The sequence below is a fragment of the Modestobacter versicolor genome, assembly GCF_041028285.1.
Taxonomy (GTDB): Bacteria; Actinomycetota; Actinomycetes; order Mycobacteriales; family Geodermatophilaceae; genus Modestobacter; species Modestobacter versicolor_A.
Genome location: NZ_JABGDB010000007.1, coordinates 1 through 16340 on the forward strand (window position 1 = coordinate 1; position 16340 = coordinate 16340).

Annotated in this window: 12 protein-coding genes and 2 pseudogenes; 12 read left to right on the forward strand and 2 right to left on the reverse strand. The window is 77.3% G+C overall.

All coding sequences use genetic code 11. The annotated features are described in order from the left end of the window. Positions 1–388 (forward strand): annotated as a pseudogene (locus tag HL054_RS18655) (oxidoreductase); the annotation flags it as partial. An 11-nt stretch (positions 389–399) separates the two neighbouring features. Here HL054_RS18655 and HL054_RS18660 read toward each other — a convergent pair. Then, entirely contained in the window at positions 400–1260 is an 861-nt protein-coding gene (locus HL054_RS18660) for an HAD family hydrolase (protein WP_369140572.1), read from the reverse strand. A 125-nt stretch (positions 1261–1385) separates the two neighbouring features. Here HL054_RS18660 and ssd point away from each other — a divergent pair, with 125 nt between their 5' ends. The 7 genes and pseudogenes from ssd to HL054_RS18695 all read left to right on the forward strand — a co-directional run. Continuing rightward, complete coding sequence (gene ssd / locus HL054_RS18665; RefSeq protein WP_369140573.1) at positions 1386–2465, forward strand: septum site-determining protein Ssd; 1080 nt, start codon at positions 1386–1388, stop codon at positions 2463–2465. Continuing rightward, positions 2462–3613, forward strand: a complete 1152-nt coding sequence (locus HL054_RS18670) for a TadA family conjugal transfer-associated ATPase (protein ID WP_369140574.1) — start codon at positions 2462–2464, stop codon at positions 3611–3613. Before ssd ends, HL054_RS18670 begins: the two co-directional genes overlap by 4 nt. Beyond that, a complete protein-coding gene (locus HL054_RS18675; RefSeq protein WP_369140575.1) occupies positions 3610–4395 on the forward strand; it encodes a type II secretion system F family protein in 786 nt (261 codons plus the stop codon). The genes HL054_RS18670 and HL054_RS18675 overlap by 4 nt, the downstream gene beginning before the upstream one ends. Then, positions 4392–5126: a type II secretion system F family protein gene (locus tag HL054_RS18680; protein ID WP_369140576.1), complete on the forward strand. Its 735-nt coding sequence runs from the start codon at positions 4392–4394 to the stop codon at positions 5124–5126. The genes HL054_RS18675 and HL054_RS18680 overlap by 4 nt, the downstream gene beginning before the upstream one ends. A 143-nt stretch (positions 5127–5269) precedes the next feature. Next, on the forward strand, positions 5270–5500 hold the full coding sequence (locus tag HL054_RS18685) for a DUF4244 domain-containing protein (RefSeq protein ID WP_369140577.1): 231 nt from the start codon (positions 5270–5272) through the stop codon (positions 5498–5500). A gap of 3 nt (positions 5501–5503) precedes the next feature. Continuing rightward, the gene (locus HL054_RS18690; RefSeq protein WP_369140578.1) at positions 5504–5881 is read left to right on the forward strand and encodes a TadE family type IV pilus minor pilin; all 378 of its coding nucleotides are present in this window, start codon (positions 5504–5506) and stop codon (positions 5879–5881) included. Further along, a pseudogene (locus HL054_RS18695) lies at positions 5878–6213 on the forward strand (Rv3654c family TadE-like protein); the annotation flags it as partial. The gene HL054_RS18690 and the pseudogene HL054_RS18695, both read left to right, overlap by 4 nt. Positions 6214–6306: 93 nt before the next feature. On the opposite strand, the gene HL054_RS18700 reads toward HL054_RS18695, so the two are convergent. Then, positions 6307–8826, reverse strand: a complete 2520-nt coding sequence (locus HL054_RS18700; RefSeq protein ID WP_369140579.1) for a DEAD/DEAH box helicase — start codon at positions 8824–8826, stop codon at positions 6307–6309. A gap of 197 nt (positions 8827–9023) precedes the next feature. On the opposite strand from HL054_RS18700, the gene HL054_RS18705 reads away from it, so the two are divergent. The 4 genes from HL054_RS18705 to topA all read left to right on the forward strand — a co-directional run bounded on the left by HL054_RS18705 (position 9024) and on the right by topA (position 16329). Then, positions 9024–11285 carry a sodium-translocating pyrophosphatase gene (locus tag HL054_RS18705; RefSeq protein ID WP_369140580.1) on the forward strand — a complete coding sequence of 754 codons (2262 nt, stop codon included), beginning with the start codon at positions 9024–9026 and terminating at the stop codon, positions 11283–11285. A 132-nt stretch (positions 11286–11417) separates the two neighbouring features. Continuing rightward, positions 11418–11744 (forward strand): hypothetical protein, encoded by a 327-nt coding sequence (locus HL054_RS18710; RefSeq protein WP_369140581.1) that lies wholly within the window; start codon positions 11418–11420, stop codon positions 11742–11744. Beyond that, complete coding sequence (locus tag HL054_RS18715) at positions 11741–13279, forward strand: alpha/beta hydrolase (RefSeq protein ID WP_369140582.1); 1539 nt, start codon at positions 11741–11743, stop codon at positions 13277–13279. The genes HL054_RS18710 and HL054_RS18715 overlap by 4 nt, the downstream gene beginning before the upstream one ends. Before the next feature lie 197 nt (positions 13280–13476). After that, positions 13477–16329, forward strand: coding sequence for a type I DNA topoisomerase (topA, locus tag HL054_RS18720; protein ID WP_369140583.1), 2853 nt, complete (start codon positions 13477–13479; stop codon positions 16327–16329). Positions 16330–16340 lie beyond the last annotated feature (11 nt).

Below are 16340 nucleotides of genomic sequence, written 5' to 3' on the forward strand. Positions count from 1 at the left end.
CCTCGGCCGGCCCACCGGGCAGGCCGGACCCCGGCTGAGCGGGCTGTTCTCCGTCATCACCGGCGCCAGCACGGTGCCGGCCGTGGTGCTCGCCGCCGTCGTGCACGGCGAGCTGGCCGCGCTCGCCCCGTTCGGCGTCCAGGACGGGGTGGTCGCCCGGGCCGCCGGGCGGCTGATGGTGGTCACCCGCGGGCTGGACCCCAAGGCGGTCACCGTCCCCGAGGTCGGGTTCGCCGAGCTGGGCGCCGCCGCCCACGCCGACGCGCTGGCCGGCTACCGCTCCGGCCGGCCAGCCGGGCTCGCGGCCTGGCTGGTGCACTGCGCGCGGGCCACCGAGCTGGGCGCCGCCGAGGGCCTGGCGATCTGCGAGAGCCTGCTCCGCGGCTGACGAGCCGGGGCTCAGGCCTCCCGGCGCCGCCAGCGGGCGGCCGCGGCGATCGACGCGGGCAGCTGGGTGGCCGGGAGCGTGCCGCCGGACGGCGCCCGCAGCGCGCGCCGCCGGGCGTACCAGGCCAGGCCCGCCACGGCGGCCCCGACCGCGGCACTGGTCACCACCGGCGTCCGGGAGCTGGCGGCGCGGGACCGCAACGGGACCGGGCGGGTGAACTCCAGCAACGGCCAGCCCCGAACGGCTGCGACCCTGCGCAGCCCCCGGTCGGGGTTGACCGCGGTGGGGTGCCCGACCGCCTCGAGCATCGGCAGGTCGGTGACCGAGTCGCTGTAGGCCCAGCACTCGGCGAGGTCCCAGCCCTTCTCGGCGGCGACCTCCCGCATGGCGGCGGCCTTGTTCTCCCCGTAGGCGTAGAAGTCGATCTCGCCGGTGTACCGGCCGTCGACGGTGACCATCCGGGTGGCGACCACCCGGTCGACCCCCAGCATCTCGCCGATCGGACCGACCATCTCCGCGCCGCTGCTGGAGACGATGACCACCTCGCGCCCGGCCGCCTGGTGCGCCTCGATCAGGTCGGCCGCCTCGGCGTAGACAAGCGGGTCGACGATCTCGTGCAGCGTCTCCTGGACGATGTCGTGCACCACGGCGACGTCCCAGCCGGTGGTCATCGCGGTGATCTGCCGGCGCAGCCGCTCCATCTGGTCGGCGTCGGCGCCGGACAGGGAGAACACGAACTGCGCGTAGGCGCCCTTGAGGACCGCCCGCCGGTTGATCAGCCCGCCCTGGAAGAACGGTCGTCCGAAGGCCAGGGTGCTGGACTTCGCGATGACCGTCTTGTCCAGGTCGAAGAACGCCGCAGCGCGGGTCACCTCTCACACGGTAAGGGGACCGGCCGGCCCGGCGGCGGGGCGCGCCGTCGTCCTCACCCGGAAGGGTCGTCCACAGATCCCGTCCCGGGCTTCCCCGGCGGGCGGCGGTGCCCTGCGCTGGACCCGTGTCCGTCGCTGCGCACCTCACCCGCCCCGCCCACCCGCTCGTCGTCGGCACCGACCCCGGGCTGGTCGACGACCTCCTCCGCCTGCTCGCCGCCGCCGGCACCACCGGTGAGCTGACCTCCGGTGGGAGCGCCCTGCGCCGCGCCCACCGGGACGCCCCGCTCGTGCTGCTGGACGCCGGGGTGCTGGACAGCGCAGCGGTGCGGGGGCTGCCGCGCCGCCCCGGTGTGGTGGTGGTGGTCGCCGGAGAGCCGTCGGCCGCGGTGTGGCCCGCCGCCGTCGAGGTCGGTGCCGAGCGGGTCGTCGTCCTGCCCCGGGACGAGACGTGGCTGGTCGAGCGGGTCGCCACCGCGGTCCGGGCGCCGGTGCGGCCGGGCTGGGTGGTCGCCGTCGGCGGCGCGTGCGGTGGAGCGGGTGCCAGCACGCTGGCCACCGCGCTGGCGCTGGCGGCGCGGGCCTCGGCAGCAGACGGCGTGCTCCTGGTCGACGGGGACGGGTGGGCCGGCGGGCTGGACCTGCTGCTCGGCGCGGAGCGGTCGCCCGGGCTCCGCTGGCCCGAGCTCGCCGGGGTCAGCGGCCGGGTGGGCGGCGCCGCGCTGGCGGCGGCCCTGCCCGAGGCCGGTGGCGTGCCGGTGCTGGCCGCCTCCCGGGAGCAGCCGGGCGACGTGCCGGCCGAGGCGCTGCTGGCGGTGGTCACCGGCGCCCGGGACACCGGCTGCGGTGTCGTGGTCGACCTGCCGGTCCGCAGCGCAGCGGCCGAGCCGGTCCTCGCCGAGGCGGACCTGGCCGTGCTGCTCGTGCCGGCCCGGGTCCGTCCGGCGGCGGTGGCCCGCACCCTGCTGGCCGGCGACCGGGCTCCCTGGTCCGCGGCGGTGGTGGTCAGCCGCCCGGTGCCCGGCGGGCTGGACCGCAGGACGGTGGCCGACGTGGTGGGCCGGCCGGTCGTGGCCGAGCTCGGGCAGGACCGGTCGGCGGTGCCCCGGAGCGAGCGCGGCGAGCCGCCCTCGGTGGCCGCACGGTCTCCGTTCGGCTTGCTCAGCCGGCAGCTGCTGGCGCGGCTCGCCGGGCGTCCGGCGTGAACGACCAGGCCGGCCCCCTGGTCGAGCGCGTGCGGGCCCGGCTGGCCACCGGCAGCGGCGCCCCCAGCCCGGTCGCGGTGGCCGCGCTGGTGCGCGAGGAGGCGGGCGGGCTGCTCGGCGACCGCGGGGTGCTCCGGGCCGTCCGGGCGGCGACCGACGAGCTGTCCGGCGCCGGGGTGCTGGAGCCGCTGCTGCGCACCCCGGGGGTGACCGACGTGCTGGTCAACGGCCCGGACGCGGTCTGGGTGGACCGGGGCGCCGGCCTGGAACCGGCCGACGTCCGGTTCGCCGACGAGGCCGCCGTGCGCCGGCTGGCGGTCCGGCTGGCCGCGGCCGCCGGCCGGCGGCTGGACGACGCCGCGCCGTGGGTCGACGCCGGCCTCCCCGACGGCACCCGGCTGCACGCGGTGCTGCCGCCGGTGTCGGGGTCGGGCACCTGCCTGTCGCTGCGGGTGCTGCGCCGCGCAGTGCTGTCCTTCGCAGACCTCGCCGCGCGCGGCGCCTTCCCCGGCGAGGCGGCCGGTCTGCTCACGGCCTTGGTGCGCGCCCGGCTCGCCTTCCTGGTCACCGGCGGCACCGGCACCGGCAAGACCACGGTGCTCTCCGCGTTGCTCGGCCTGGTCGACCCGGGGGAGCGGCTGGTGCTGTGCGAGGACGCCCCGGAGCTCGCCCCGCTGCACCCGCACGTCGTCCGGCTGCTGACCCGCCCGCCCAACGTGGAGGCCGCCGGCGCGGTGGCGCTGCGCGACCTGGTCCGCCAGGCGCTGCGGATGCGCCCGGACCGGCTGGTGGTCGGCGAGGTGCGCGGCGGCGAGGTCGTCGACCTGCTCGCTGCGCTGAACACCGGCCACGACGGCGGCTGCGGCACCCTGCACGTCAACCGGGCCGGCGACCTGCCCGCGCGGCTGGAGGCGCTCGGCGAGGCGGCGGGGCTGGGCCGGGCGGCAGTGCACAGCCAGGCGGCCGCCGCGCTGTCCGTGGTGGTCCACCTCCGGCGCTCCGCGGCCGGCCGGCACGTGGCCGAGCTGGGCGTGGTCCGGCGCGACGGGTCGCTGATCGAGGTGGCCGCCGGCTGGCGGGCCGACGGTGGTCCCTGCCCGGCCCGCGACGAGCTGCTGCAGCTGCTGGACGGGCCGGCCCCCGGATGAGCGCGGCGTTGCTCTGCCTGGCGGCGGCGCTGGCCGGCTGGCCGGCGGTCGCGCCGGCCGCCCGGCTCTCCGGTCCACGCGGCCGGCGGCCGGACGTCGGCTCGGTGCTGCGTCGCCGCACCGGCCCGCTGTGGCCGGCCGTGCTCGCCGGTCTCGCCGGACTGCTGTCGTCCACCCCGCTCGTCGCCGCGCTCGCGGCACTCTGCGGCGCGGCGGCCGGACGGGCGCTGCACCGGCGGGCGGCGGCCGCCGACGCCGCCCGCCGGTGCCGGGCGCTGGTCGAGGCGCTGGGCGCGCTGGCCGCCGAGCTGCGCGCCGGCCGCCCGCTGGACGAGGCCACCGGCGCCGCCGTCGACAGCTGCCCGGACGCCGGCACCGCCGCTGCGCTCGGCCCGGTGCTCCGGCTGGGGGAGCCGCCACCCGGCGCGCCTGCCGACGAGTCGGCCCGGGCGCTGGTGCGGCTGGCGGCGGCGGTCCGGCTCAGCAGCAGCACCGGCTGCTCGCTGGCCGGCGTGGTCACCGCCGTCGAGGACGACCTGCGGGCCCGGCTGGTCGCCGAGCAGGAGCTGCGGGCAGCGGTGGCCGGACCACGGGCCAGCGCCGCCGTGCTGGCCGGCCTGCCGGTGCTGGGGCTGCTGATGGGCAGCGGCGTGGGGGCCGACCCGTGGCGGGTGCTCACCACGACCCGCCCGGGCGCCGTGCTGCTCGTCGCCGGGGTCGCCCTCGAGCTGGCCGGCACCGCCTGGTCCGCCCGGCTGGTGCGGCGGGCGGTGCAGCGGTGACCGGCGGGGCGCCGCTCGCGCTGGCGGCGGCCCTGCTGCTCTGGGTGCCGCCGGGGGCGGTCCGCCGCCGGCGCGCGACCGCCCTCGTCCGGGCACCGGCGCGAGCGGCGCGGTGGTCCTCCCGAGCCCGGGGCGCGCCGCCCGGGCCGGTGCGTCGCCGGCTCGAGGCGGCCGGCGGCGGGCTCGTCGTGTTCCTGCTCCTGGGGAGCGGCTGGGCGGCGGCGCTCGCCGGGGCCGGTGCCGGGATCGCGATCGACCGGCTGCTCCGCCGGTCCGGCGCCCCGCCGGACCGAGGCGCCGCGATGGTCCGCGACCTGCCGGTGGCCTGTGACCTCCTCGCCGTCTGCCTCACCGCGGGGACGCCGGTCGGCGCCGCGCTGACCGCGGTCGGGAGCGCGGTCGCCGGGCCGCTGGGCGAGCAGCTGACCGAGGTGGGGGCGCTGTACCGGCTGGGTGCCGCGCCCCGCCGCGCGTGGTCGGGCGCCCCAGGAGCGCTCGAGGCGCTCGGCCGCACGGTGGTCCGGGCGGGCGAGTCGGGGTCCGCCGTGGTCCCCGCGTTGCAGCGGCTCGCCGCCGACCTCCGCAGCACCGGCCGCAGCGAGACGGAGGCGGCCGTCCGCCGGGCCGGGGTCTGGGTGCTGGCACCGCTGGGGCTGTGCTTCCTGCCCGCGTTCCTCTGCCTGGGCGTCGTCCCGCTGGTGCTCGGCATCGCCGCCGACGTCTTCGGCTGAGGCACGTGCCGGCGCCGCGCGGGGGCGGCCGTCCACAGCGGACCCGGCTGTCCACACCTGCGCCGCAGGGCTGGGGCGCGACCGCCGCCGACCGCAGGCTCGACGACGACGGACCGGTGGGCGGTCCGGGTGGAGGAGGGGACATGGACGAGCAGTCGGACGTCACCGGACCGGCCGGGTACCGGCGTGCCCTGGCGCGGCGGTGGGCGGAGGTCCGCGCCGGCGGCGAGGAGGGGATGAGCACCGCGGAGTACGCCGTCGGCACGGTCGCGGCGTGTGCGTTCGCCGCGGTGCTCTACCAGGTGGTCACCGGTGGCTCGGTCGTCGGCGCACTGGGCGAGCTGGTGCAGGACGCCCTGGCCACCCTCTCCTGACCGGTGGCGCACACCCGGCGGAGGCCCCGCGACGAGGAGGGCATGGTCACCGCGGAGACGGCCGTCGTGCTGCCGGTGCTGCTGCTGGTGCTGGCCGGCGCCGTGTCGGCGGTGGTGCTGGTCGGCGCCCAGCTGCGCTGCGTGGACGCCGCACGGGAGGGCGCGCGGGCCGCGGCCCGCGGCGAGCCGGCCGGGGTGGTCGCCGACGTGGCGGCCGGCGCGGCGCCCGACGGCGCGGTGACCGAGCTGGGAGGTGCCGGCGGGACCGTGCAGGTCACCGTCTCCGCGACGGTCTCCCCGCTGGGCCCGCTGCCCTGGCGGGTCGAGGTGTCGGCCACCGCCACGGGGCTCCGCGAGCCGGCGGCCGAGGAGGACCCGTGACCCGCGACGACCCGGAGCGGGGGGCGGCGACGGTGTGGACGATCGCGCTGGCCACGGTGCTGGCCACCGTGGGCGCGGCCGTGGTGCTCGTCGGGTCGGCCGTGGTGGCGCGGCACCGGGCGACCACCGCCGCGGACCTGGCCGCGCTGGCCGCGGCCGGGCGGGCCGTGCTCGGCGACCCGGACGCCTGCGGGGTGGCCGGTGAGGTGGCGGCCGCCAACGGTGCGGTCCTCGACTCCTGCGCGGTCAGCGACGCGGCGGTGGTGGAGCTGCGGGTGCACGTGCCGGTCCGGCTCGGCCCGGTCGGTGTGGTGGACGCGCCGGCCCGGGCCCGCGCCGGTCCCGCGCCGCCCGACGCCGCGCCCGACGCCGCGCCCGACAGAGCGCCTGACCGAGCGCCCGGAGCCGGGCCTCCGGCCGGAGGGTCAGAAGACGAGGTCGTCGGGGTCGGGCCGGTCGGTGGTCGGGATCTCCGGTGGTGGCGTGGTGCTGGTGCCGAACAGGCCCGACCGCGGTGCCGGCCGCCTGGTCGCCTCGGCCTGCTCGGGGGTCAGCTCCGGCGCGTTCGCCAGCTCGTCCAGGACGACGTCGAGCACCCGGACCGCGCCGGCCTTGTCCAGCGGGTCGTTGCCGTTGCCGCACTTGGGCGACTGCACGCACGACGGGCAGCCGGACTCGCACTCGCAGCTGGCCACCGTCGCCCGGGTGGCCTGCAGCCACTCGCGCAGCACCGCGTACCCCCGTTCGGCGAAGCCGGCACCGCCGGGGTGGCCGTCGTAGACGACGATCGTGGCCGCGCCGGTGTCGGGGTGCAGCGCGGTCGAGACGCCGCCCAGGTCCCAGCGGTCGCAGGTGGCCAGCAGCGGCAGGATCCCGATCGAGGCGTGCTCGGCGGCGTGCAGCGAACCGGGCAGCGCGGCGTCGGACACGTCGGCGCGGGTCACCGCCCGGTCGTCCAGCGTCAGCCACACCGCGCGGGTGCGCAGCTGCCGCGGTGGCAGGTCGAGCGGGAACTCGGCGAGCACCTCGCCGGTGCCCAGGCGCCGCCGTTGGTAGGCGACCACCTGGTTGGTGACGTCGACGACGCCGGTGTGCGCGGTGACCGGGCCCAGCGGACGGGTGCGGTCCACCGAGACGATGGCCAGGTCGACGACGTCCCGGGCGACGGTGGTCCACTCCGGGCTCTCCGGGTGCACCATCGCGCAGGCGTCCTCGACGTCGAACTCGTCGACGACGTAGGTCTCCCCGCGGTGCACGTAGAGGGCCCCGGTGTGCACCGTGGCGTGCGAGGCGTCGCCGTCGACGGTGCCCAGCAGGCGGCCGGTGGCGCCCTCGACGATGGACACCGGCGCCTGCCCGCTGCCCCGGATGTCGACGTCCGGGCGACCGCGGCCGGCCCAGTACCAGCCCGCCGGGCGGGCCCGGACCAGGCCGTCGGCAACCAGTTCCTCCAGCTGGGCGGCGGCCACGTCACCGCCGAAGTCCGGCAGGTCCGCGGGCACCAGCGGCAGCTCCGCTGCGGCGCAGCACAGCTGCGGGCCCAGCACGTAGGGGTTGGCGGGGTCGGTCACCGTCGCCTCCACCGGCCGGCCGAACACCGCCTGCGGGTGGTGGGCGAGGTAGTGGTCCAGCGGGTCGTCCCGGGCGACGAACACGACCAGCGACTCGGTCTGGGCCCGCCCCGCGCGGCCGGCCTGCTGCCACATCGAGGCCAGCGTCCCGGGGTAACCGGCCAGCACCACGGCGTCCAGGCCGGCGATGTCGATGCCGAGCTCCAGGGCGTTGGTGGTGGCCACGCCCAGCAGGTCGCCGGCGGAGAGCGCGCGCTCCAGCTCCCGGCGCTCCTCGGGCAGGTACCCGCCGCGGTAGGAGTCGACCTTCGCCGCCAGGTCGCTGCGGCCGCGGGAGCGGAGCACCGCCCGGGCCTGCTCGGCGACCGACTCCGCGCCTCGCCGGGAGCGGACGAAGGCCAGCGTCCGGGCGTTCTGCTCGACCAGGTCGGCGAGCAGACCGGCCGCGTCGGCGGCGGCGGAGCGCCGCACCGGTGCACCGTGCTCGCCGGTGCGCTCGGTCAGCGGGGGCTCCCACAGCGCGAAGGTGGCGCCCGGCCGGGGCGACCCGTCGTCGGTCACCGCGGTCACCGGTGCCCCGACCAGCCGGCTCGCGGCCGCGGCCGGGTCGGCCACGGTCGCCGAGGCGAGCACGAACACCGGCTCCGCGCCGTACCGGCGGCAGATCCGCCGCAGCCGGCGCAGCACGTGCCCGACGTGCGAGCCGAACACCCCGCGGTAGGCGTGGCACTCGTCGACCACCACGTAGGCGACCCGCCGCAGCGTGCTCGACCACTTCTGGTGGGCCGGCAGGATCCCGCGGTGCAGCATGTCCGGGTTGGTCACGATCCAGCGCGAGTGCCGCCGGACCCACTCCCGCTCCTCGGTCGGGGTGTCCCCGTCGTAGGCGGCCGGCCGCACCGTGGGCCCGGCCAGGGCGGCCACCGACGCCAGCTGGTCGCGGGCCAGCGCCTTGGTCGGGGCGAGGTAGAGCACGCAGGCCCGCGGGTCCTCGGTCAGCGTGGTGAGCGCGGGCAGCTGGTAGGCCAGCGACTTGCCCGACGCCGTGCCGGTGGCCACGACGACGTTCGACCCGGAACGGGCGAGGTCCGCGGCGGCGACCTGGTGGCTGAACGGGGCGACCACCCCGCGGTCGGCCAGCCGCTGCCGGAGCGCCGGGTCGACCCAGGCCGGCCAGGGCGCGGTGCGGGGCGGCCGGACCGGCAACCGGTGGACGTGGGTGACCGGGTCGTCCTCGGGGTCGGTCCCGGACAGCAGCGAGGCGAGCAGGTCGGTTCCCGGCAGCGTCCCCCCGGCGGGCCCGGCCGGGGCAGCGGTGTCGGCTGTCCGGTCCGGCGCGTCGGCGGGGAGACCGACGGAGCGCAAGGACGTCACCACCCCACTGTCACACCGCGGCGCAAGCCCGTGCCGGGGGGTCCTGCCCGGATGACGCACCGTGTGAAACAGATCACAAACAGGTCTGGACCTGTCGTCGCTCCTGCGGCACAGTGCGTCCCACGCCGGGCCCTCCCCGCGCGAAGGCCCGGGGGCGCCAGGCAGGTGCGCGCCCCCACCTCGCTGCGGAGGAACACATGCCCGACACCGAACTCTCCGGAGGCGACCTCACCCTGGTGGCGGTCGTGCTCGTCATCTCCCTCGCCGCCCTGGGCTTCGCCTTCTACCTGTCCCGCGCGGTCATGGCCGCCGACCCGGGGACGCCGAAGATGCAGGAGATCGCCCTCGCGATCCAGGAGGGGGCCGGCGCGTTCCTCCGGCGGCAGTTCCGCACGCTGGGGGTCTTCGCCGTCATCGTCTTCGTCCTGCTGCTGCTGCTCCCGGTCTCCGACGGCGGGCTCGGCACCCGGCTCGGCCGCGCCGGGTTCTTCCTCATCGGCGCCGCGTTCTCCGCCTCGGTCGGCTTCATCGGGATGACCCTGGCCACCCGCGGCAACGTCCGCGTGGCTGCTGCAGCGGCCGCCGGCGGCCACCGGCCGGCCTTCCGGATCGCGTTCCGCACCGGCGGCGTCTGCGGGATGATCACCGTCGGCCTGGGCCTGTTCGGTGCCTCGCTGGCGCTGCTGCTGTTCCAGGAGACCGGGCCGGTGGTGCTGGAGGGCTTCGCCTTCGGCGGCGCGCTGCTGGCGATGTTCATGCGGGTCGGCGGCGGCATCTTCACCAAGGCCGCCGACGTCGGCGCGGACCTGGTCGGCAAGGTCGAGGCCGGCATCCCCGAGGACGACCCCCGCAACGCCGCCACGATCGCGGACAACGTGGGCGACAACGTCGGTGACTGCGCGGGCATGGCCGCGGACCTCTTCGAGTCCTACGCCGTCACCCTGGTCGCCGCGCTGATCCTCGGCCAGGTCTTCTTCGGCGCCGTCGGGATGGTCTTCCCGCTGGTGGTGGCGGCGGTCGGGATCATCGCCTCGGTCGTGGGCATCCTGGCCAGCAACCCGAGCGCCGGGGACAGCTCGTGGATGGCCCCGATCAACCGCGGCTTCTTCACCTCCGCGGCCGTCTCGCTGGTGCTGGTGGCGGTGGCCTCCTTCACCGTGCTGCCCTCGATCTCCGACGGCCTGGACGTCGCCGTCAGCCCGCAGGTGCTCGGCTTCGTCTCGGTGCTCATCGGCGTCGTCCTGGCGGCCACCATCCAGCAGCTCACCGGCTACTTCACCGAGACCTCCCGCCGCCCGGTCAAGGACGTCGGCCGCAGCTCCCTCACCGGCCCGGCGACGGTGATCCTGTCGGGCATCTCCCTCGGGCTGGAGTCGGCGGTCTACGCCGCGCTGCTCATCGGTGCCGCCGTCTACGGGGCGTTCCTCATCGGCGGTGCGGCGGCGCTCTACGCCGTCGCGCTGGCCGGCTGCGGCCTGCTCACCACGGCCGGGGTCATCGTCTCGATGGACACCTTCGGGCCGGTCAGCGACAACGCCCAGGGCATCGCGGAGATGTCCGGCGAGATCGACGAGGCGGGCGCCCAGGTGCTCACCGACCTCGACGCCGTCGGCAACACCACCAAGGCGATCACCAAGGGCATCGCGATCGCCACCGCGGTGCTGGCCGCGACCGCGCTCTTCGGCTCCTACAACGCCAGCATCGGCGACGCCCTGGAGGACGCCGGCGCCACCCTCGGCGACGCGTTCACGCTGGTGTCGCCGAACAACGTCGTCGGGGCCGTCATCGGCGCCGCGGTGGTGTTCTTCTTCTCCGGCCTGGCGATCAGCGCCGTCTCCCGCGCCGCCGGCCGGGTGGTGTTCGAGGTGCGCGAGCAGTTCCGCACCCGGCCCGGGATCATGGACTACAGCGAGCGCCCGGACTACGGCGCCGTGGTCGACATCTGCACCAAGGACTCGCTGCGCGAGCTGGCCACCCCCGGCCTGCTCGCCGTCCTCGCCCCGGTCGCCGTCGGCTTCGGGCTCGGCTTCGGTCCGCTGGCGGCCTACCTGGTCGGGGCGATCGCCACCGGCACGCTGATGGCGGTCTTCCTCTCCAACTCCGGTGGCGCCTGGGACAACGCCAAGAAGATGGTGGAGGACGGCGCGTACGGCGGGAAGGGCAGCCAGGCGCACGCCGCCACGGTCATCGGCGACACCGTCGGCGACCCGTTCAAGGACACCGCCGGCCCGGCCATCAACCCGCTCATCAAGGTGATGAACCTGGTGGCGCTGCTCATCGCCCCGGCCGTCGTGGGGCTGTCGGTGGGCGACGACGAGAACACCACCGTGCGGGTGCTGATCGCCCTCGCGGCCACGCTGGTGATCGTCACCGCCGTCGTGATCAGCAAGCGCCGGTCCATCGTGGTCGGCGGGGCCAGCGACACGACGACGAGCAGCCTGACCACGAGCGCGCCCTGAGCCGGGGGCGCGGAGCGCCGGTTGTGGACACCCGCACGGGGTGTGGACGACGGCGCCCGCGCCCCGGTCCGGCGTCCCTAGCGTCGCGGTACAGGCCCTCGTCGCGGGGCCACCGCAGCGCCGGGAGGCCCCGTGTCCCACCTGATCTCCGTCCAGCTCGAGGTGCTGGGCGGGTTGCTCGCCGAGCTGCGCGGGCTGGCCGGGGAGCTCACGGAGGAGGAGCGGGGCACCGCGGGCGCGAGCCGGTCGCTGGCCGGGGCGCTGGCCGGCCCGGTGGGGGAGGAGGCCGCGCTGGCGGGCGGCCAGTGGAACGCCGCGCTGACGACGCTGGCCGCCCGGACCCTCGCGGTCGCGGCGTCCCTGGACGCCGCTCTGGCCGCCTACCGCGCCGCCGACCTCGGGCTGGCCGGGCAGCTCTCCGGCGCCGGCCGGGTCGGGGACCGGGCGGTGCCCCGATGACCGCCCCGGTGACCGCCCCGGCCTCGCTCGTCCAGCTCGCCGGCTGGGACGTCGCCGGCCTGCGCAGCGGGGTGGCCCGGCTGGGCGAGGCCGCCGACCGGCTGCGGCCCTGGCGCGACCGGCTCGACGTGCTGGGCCGCCGCCTGGGCACCGCGGAGTGCTGGTCCGGGCCCGCCGGGCGGGCAGCGGCGGCGGCGGTCGTCGAGCTGTCCACCGAGGCGTCCGGCGCGGCGGGGGCGATGGGCACGTCGCTGACCAGCCTGCGGGGGCTGTCCGGCGCGGCCGCAGAGGCGCAGGAGTGGGCCGCCGGGGCCCTGGCCACCGCGGCCTCGGTCGGCGTGGTCCTGGACGACGCCGGCGGCGCGCACGGGCTCCCCGCCGCGCCGGGCCCGGCCACGGCCGCCGACCAGCGGGCCGACGTGCTGGCCGTCCAGCGGGGCGCGCAGCTGGCCGGCGCCCGGGCCGCGGAGGCGCGGGCGGCCGCGGCGCGGGCGCTGGCCTGCGCCCGGGAGGCCCAGCTGCCGCTGCTCCACGCCGGCGCGGCACCCGGACAGCCCGCCGGCCCGACCGCGCTGCGCCCGGCGCCGGTGCCGCCCCCGCTCCCGCGCCGTCGCGACCCGCAGCGGGCCGCCGACTGGTGGTCCGGCCTGACGGCGGCCGCGCAGCTGGCCGAGATCGCCGCCCGGCCGGCGCTGGTCGGCGCCCTCGACGGGCTGCCGGCCTGGGCCCGCGACCGGGCCAACCGGCTCGTCCTCGCCGCGGCGCTCGCGCCGGGCGGACCTGCCGGGGAGCAGCGCCAGCTGGCCGGGGTGGTGGCCGGTCAGCTCGCCGCGCAGGAGCGGGCGGGCACCCCCGTCCAGCTGCTGCAGTTCGCCCCGGCCGCCGGTCTGGTGGCCGTGGCGCTCGGGGACCTGGACGCGGCGGGCGCCGTGGGGGTGCTGGTCCCCGGCATCCTCACCACGCCGGACGACGACCTGCCCGCGGTGCTGGACGACGCGGCGGCGGTCGGGCGGGCGGCGGAGGCCGCGGCACCGGGGCTCGCCGTCGCCACGGTCGCCTGGCTCGGCTACCGCACGCCGGGCCTGGCCACCGCCGCGCTGACCCGGGCGTCCCGGCGCGGCGGCCCGGCGCTGGACCGCGCGCTCGACGGGCTGGCCGCGGCGCGCGCGACCGCGACGACGGTCCCGGCCCCGCGGACGACGGTGGTCGCGCACAGCTACGGCACGGTGGTGACCGGGCAGGCGGTCCGGGCGCCGGGCCCGCTGGCCGCCGATGCGCTGGTGCTGTTGGGCAGCCCGGGGCTGGCCGGCGGGGGAGCGGAGCGGCTGGAGGCGGCCGAGGTGCACGGGGCGGCGTCCCCGGCGGACCCGGTGTCCTGGCTCGGCTGGTTCGGCGGCTCGCCGACCGACATGTCCTACGGCGACTCCCCGCTGCCGACCGCGCTGACCCAGGGGCACACCGGCTACCTCGACGCCGACCACCCGACGCTCGCCGCGATCGGCGAGGTCGTCGCCGGCGTCCGGGACGGCGGGTGAGAGCCCGGGCCGGGGCGGGAACGGAGCGCGCCGCCGGCCGTTGGACAGGCGACGGCGCGCCCGGATCTGCTCTCCGCACGGGCTCCCGTCGGAGCCGTGGCCTACCGTGGCCTCGCCGAACGGGTGCAGCTCGCTCTGCCCCGTGTGCGTCCGGGTCCCGTCCCGGCGCCTGCACCAGCACCCCCGACAGGAGCACCGTGCCGCCCACCAGGACCGCGAAGTCCAGTTCGTCCACCAGCGACCGCGCGCCGCGCAAGCGCACCGCCGCGTCCGGAGGCAAGCCGCTGGTCATCGTGGAGTCCCCGGCGAAGGCGAAGACCATCGCCGGCTACCTGGGCAGCGACTACGTCGTGGAGGCCTCCATCGGCCACATCCGCGACCTGCCCCGCAACGCCGCCGACGTCCCCGCGGCGCACAAGGGGGAGTCGTGGGCCCGGCTCGGCGTGAACGTCGACAACGGCTTCGAACCGCTCTACGTGGTCAGCCCCGACCGGCGGCAGCAGGTGAGCCGGCTCAAGCAGCTCGTCAAGGAAGCCAGCGAGATCTACCTGGCCACCGATGAGGACCGCGAGGGCGAGGCCATCGCGTGGCACCTGATCGACACCCTGAAGCCGACCGTGCCGGTGCGCCGGATGGTCTTCCACGAGATCACCCGCGAGGCGATCGCCCGCGCCGTCGCCAGCCCCCGCGAGCTGGACACCGCGCTGGTCGACGCCCAGGAGACCCGGCGCATCCTCGACCGCCTCTACGGCTACGAGGTCAGCCCGGTGCTGTGGAAGAAGGTCCTCCCGAAGCTCTCGGCCGGCCGCGTGCAGTCGGTGGCCACCCGCATCGTCGTCGAGCGCGAGCGGGCCCGGATGCGCTTCCACGCCGCCGACTACTGGAGCGTCGAGGGCACCTTCGACGTCGTCGGCCAGACCACCGGCACCGACGCGGGGGAGCCCCGGCAGCTGTCGGCCAACCTGGTCACCGTCGACGACCGGCGGGTGGCCAGCGGCCGCGACTTCGACCCGGACACCGGGCGGGTCACCAGCGACGTCGTGCACCTGGACGAGGCCGGCGCCCGCGGGCTCGCCGCCCGGCTCGAGGGCACCCGGATGGCGGTCACCCGGGTCGACGAGCGTCCCTACCGGCGCCGCCCCTACGCCCCGTTCATGACCTCGACGCTGCAGCAGGAGGCCGGCCGCAAGCTCGGCTGGTCGTCCGCGCAGACGATGCGCACCGCGCAGCGGCTGTACGAGAACGGCTTCATCACCTACATGCGCACCGACTCGACGAACCTGTCGGAGACGGCGCTGTCGGCGGCCCGCAGCCAGGCCCGGGAGCTCTACGGCGACGCGTACGTGCCGGCCGAGCCGCGGCGCTACTCGAAGAAGGCCAAGGGCGCGCAGGAGGCGCACGAGGCGATCCGCCCCGCCGGTGACTCCTTCCGCACCCCCGGCCAGCTCGCCGGCCAGCTCGCCCGCGACGAGTTCCGGCTCTACGAGCTGATCTGGCAGCGCACCGTGGCCTCGCAGATGGCCGACGCCGTCGGCCAGACCGTCAGCGTGCGGCTGGCCGGCCGGTCCAGCAGCGAGGAGTCGGTGGAGTTCGCCACCAGCGGGCGGACGATCACCTTCCCCGGCTTCCTGCGCGCCTACGTCGAGGGCAAGGACGACGCCGGGTCCGACGACGCCGAGGCCGACGACGCCGAGCGCCGGCTGCCCCGCCTGGAGCGCGGCCAGCCGCTGGACACCCGGACGCTGGACCCCAAGGGCCACACCACCTCGCCGCCCGCCCGGTACACCGAGCCGAGCCTGGTCAAGGCGCTGGAGGAGCTCGGCATCGGCCGGCCCTCCACCTACGCCTCGATCATGCAGACCATCCAGGACCGCGGGTACGTGTGGAAGAAGGGCGCGGCCCTGGTGCCGACCTTCATCGCCTTCGCCGTGGTCAACCTGCTCGAGCAGCACTTCGCGGCGCTGGTCGACTACGACTTCACCGCCTCGCTGGAGGCCGAGCTCGACGAGATCGCCGCCGGTGACCTGCGGCGGGTCGACTGGCTGACCGAGTTCTACTTCGGCGGTGGCGGCGGGCACGCCGGCGGCATCGCGGCGTCCGGCGGCCTGAAGTCGGTCATCGGGCAGCGGCTGGAGGAGATCGACGCCCGCGGCGTGAACTCCATCCCGCTGCAGGCCGTGGCCCCCAACGGCGACCCGGTGATGGTCCGCGTCGGCCGGTACGGGCCCTACCTGCAGGCCGGCGGCGAGGAGGGCGCGCGGGTCAGCATCCCCGACGACATCGCCCCCGACGAGCTGACCACCGAGAAGGTCACCGAGCTGCTCGACGCCCCGTCGTCGGACCGCGAGCTGGGGACCGACCCGGAGTCCGGGTTCCCGGTGGCCGTGAAGGCCGGCCGCTACGGCCCCTACGTCACCACGCTGGTGCCGGAGGGCAGCAAGGAGGCCCCGCGCACCGCGAGCCTGTTCAAGACCATGACGCCGGAGACGGTCACCCTCGAGCAGGCGCTGCAGCTGCTCACCCTGCCGCGCACGGTGGGCGTGGACGCCGAGGGCGTGGAGATCCAGGCGCTCAACGGCCGGTACGGGCCCTACATCAAGAAGGGCACCGACTCGCGCTCGCTGGAGAGCGAGGACGCGCTGTTCACCGTCACGCTGGAGCAGGCCGAGGCTGTCTTCGCCCAGCCCAAGCAGCGCGGCCGGGCGGCTGCCAAGCCGCCGCTCAAGGAGCTGGGCCCCGACCCGGTCAGCCAGGGCCAGGTCACGGTGCGCGAGGGCCGGTTCGGTCCCTACGTCACCGACGGCGAGCACAACGCCAGCCTGCGCAAGGGCGACGAGATCGAGACGCTCACCCTGGAGCGGGCGGCCGAGCTGCTGGCCGACCGCCGCGAGCGGGCGCCGGTGAAGAAGAAGGCCGTCAAGAAGGCCGCGGCCAAGAAGGCGCCGGCGAAGAAGGCGACGGCCAAGAAGGCCACCGCCAAGAAGACGACCGTGAAGAAGGCGGCCGCCGCCGAGCCGGCCGTGGCCGCACCGGTGCCCGCGGGCAGCTGAGCGGAGGCGCG